Genomic DNA, 2596 nt, shown 5'->3' on the forward strand with positions numbered 1-2596 from the left:
CGGCGGCCCACGGATTCAAGCCGGAGTGCGGGCATGCCGAGCCACAGCGAGGCACCGAGTGGAGGGGCAAGAGCGTTTTGCTTACTTTTGCGCTCTATCAAAAGTGAGCCGCCGTAAGGGCGGAACCCTAAGAAGCCACAACACAAATGCCGGATATGCACTCAATCCCAAAAAAAACGCCCAGCACCGACACCTGCTCCTCAATGAAGCCCCAAAGGTTCACTTGCCTTCAGCCCTCATCCCCCCGAAGCTATACACCTTCAGGAGCCCCCGCATGAACCTCGAACACCTCACCGAACGCCTGCACCGCATCCGCGATACCAACGACTGGAAGCCATTCCACAGCCCGAAAAACCTGGCCATGGCCGCCAGCGTGGAAATGGCCGAGCTGGTAGAAATCTTCCAGTGGCTGACCGAAGACCAATCACGCCAGTTGCCCGCCGACAAGCTCGCGCATGCCGGGCAGGAAGTCGGCGATATCGTGTTGTACCTGCTGTTGCTGTGCAGTGAACTGGGGTTGGACATGAACGAGGTGGTGCGCGCCAAACTGGCCGACAGCGAACGGCGGTTTGCCCATGAGTGATCGCCATTTCGACCAGTTGGCCACGCGCTTTGCCGAGAAAATCTACGGCGGCGCCAAGGGCGCGATTCGCCTTGCCGTGCTGCAAGCCGACCTGACCGAGGCGCTGCCGGACCGCCCGCTGCGCGTGCTGGATATCGGCGCCGGCCTGGGGCACATGTCGTTGTGGCTGGCTGAACGCGGGCATCAAGTGACCCTGGCCGAGCCTGCCGAACCAATGCTCGACGGGGCGCGCCAACGCTTCGCCGACGCCGGGCAGACGGCGACCTTTATTCATGCGCCCTGGCAAGACCTGCTCGGCCAACTCACCGAACCCTACGACCTGGTGCTGTGCCACGCCGTGCTGGAGTGGCTGGCCGAACCCCATGCGATCCTGCCGGTGCTGCACCAGCTCACGGTGCCCGGCGGCTGGTTGTCCCTGGCGTTCTACAACCGTGATGCGCTGATTTACCGCAACTTGCTCAAAGGCCACTTCCGCAAAATGCGCAAGAACGACATGGCCGGCGAAAAGCAAAGCCTCACCCCGCAACAACCGCTCGACCCGCGTGAGTTGGCGGCGCAGCTAGAGGGGCTTTGGCAGGTCGAAAGCCAAAGTGGCGTGCGGGTGTTCCACGACTACATGCCCGTGGAGTTCCAGGCCCGCGCCGATTTACAGGACATGTTGGAGATGGAGCTCGCTCACCGTCGTCACCCAAGCTTTGCCGGACTTGGGCGTTATTTGCACTGGATTTGCCGTCCGGTTTAAGCGGCCCAGTCTGCGGAGGTCGAAATGCGTCGTCTCTGTTTGCTCCTGTTGTCTGTGGGGTTGAGCGCCTGCTCCAGCCCCAATCCTTATGTGGCCGCCTCGGCGCCCATACCGCCGGCGCCGATCCAGGCAGCCAACACCTTTGATGCCAGCGCCTACCCGGCGCCGGTGCGTGACTATGGCGCCTATCGCAATTGGGCCTGGCTCAACGGCCAGTTGCCGGCGGGCTCGGCGTGGGCCGACTCGGCGCAGATCGCCGAGGCGGTCAGCGGTGCCCTCGACCAGCGCGGCTTGCGCCCGCTGCATGACAACCGTGCGCCGGACCTGCTGGTCAGCGCCGACGTGCGCCTGGAAAAACGCCTGCGTCAGGTCCAGGACGATTACGGCTATGGCTACGGCGGCTATAACCGTTATGGCAACGGCTACGGCATGTACAACACGGTGCCGGTGGTGCGCACCTATGAGGTGACGGTCGCGGTGGCACGCATCAGCCTGTTCGACGCGCGCACTCGCCAACCGGTATGGAGTACCAGCGCCGAAACGGCCAGCCAGGGCAGCCTGAGTGAACGGGCTGATGCATTGCGCGAGGCGATGCAGAAGGCAATGAGCGCTTATCCACCCAGTTAGCAGCTATTCTCATCTCAGGCCCTATCGTCTTTTGGAGAAAAACCATGCTTCGTCGCATTGCCGCACTTGCTGTTGTCGTGTTGCTGGGCGGTTGCCAGACCAGCCAGGTCAACCACGACTTTGATGCCAGCCGCGACTTCGGTGCCTACCGCAATTGGGCCTGGAAAGACCCGGCGCTGCAGTACCGCCCGGATGACCCGCGGATCAAGAGTGACCTCACCGAACAACGTATCCGCCAGGCCGTGGGCGAGCAACTTGACCAGCGCGGCCTGCGTCCCGCCGCCCCGGGTGCCAAGGCTGACGTGAACGTACAGGCCTACCTGATCGTCGAAGACCGCCAGCAACAAGTCACCACCAACTACGGCGGCGCCTGGGGTGGCCCGTGGAATGGCTACTGGGGCGCGCCGATGTACAACGAAACGCGCAACATCACCTACAAGGTGGCGACCATCCAGATCGACCTGCTCGACGGCAAGGACGGCAAGCTGGTATGGCGCGGCAGTGACGAACAGATGATGGCCAGCTCGCCGAATCCTCAGGATCGCGACAATGCTATTCGCACCACCGTGACCAAGATCCTCACCAACTACCCGCCACACTGATCAACACCGTCTAACCCCTGTGGGAGCGGGCTTGCCCGCGAA

4 protein-coding genes are annotated in these 2596 nt (G+C 62.7%); all 4 read left to right on the plus strand.

The features are described from left to right. The first annotated feature begins 274 nt into the window (after window positions 1-274). The 4 genes from WBB95_RS18855 to WBB95_RS18870 are packed head-to-tail and all read left to right on the plus strand — an operon-like array spanning window position 275 to window position 2554. A complete protein-coding gene (locus WBB95_RS18855; RefSeq protein WP_058423592.1) occupies window positions 275-583 on the plus strand; it encodes a MazG-like family protein in 309 nt (102 codons plus the stop codon). Continuing rightward, the gene (locus tag WBB95_RS18860) at window positions 576-1325 is read left to right on the plus strand and encodes a methyltransferase (RefSeq protein ID WP_424488959.1); all 750 of its coding nucleotides are present in this window, start codon (window positions 576-578) and stop codon (window positions 1323-1325) included. Before WBB95_RS18855 ends, WBB95_RS18860 begins: the two co-directional genes overlap by 8 nt. Window positions 1326-1349: 24 nt before the next feature. Continuing rightward, window positions 1350-1952: a DUF4136 domain-containing protein gene (locus WBB95_RS18865; protein ID WP_424488960.1), complete on the plus strand. Its 603-nt coding sequence runs from the start codon at window positions 1350-1352 to the stop codon at window positions 1950-1952. Between the two features lie 44 nt (window positions 1953-1996). After that, window positions 1997-2554 carry a DUF4136 domain-containing protein gene (locus WBB95_RS18870; protein WP_424488961.1) on the plus strand — a complete coding sequence of 186 codons (558 nt, stop codon included), beginning with the start codon at window positions 1997-1999 and terminating at the stop codon, window positions 2552-2554. The last annotated feature ends 42 nt before the right edge of the window (window positions 2555-2596 follow it).

Origin of the sequence: Pseudomonas sp. (assembly GCF_049645325.1) — a bacterium.
In the GTDB taxonomy this organism is placed as follows: domain Bacteria; phylum Pseudomonadota; class Gammaproteobacteria; order Pseudomonadales; family Pseudomonadaceae; genus Aquipseudomonas.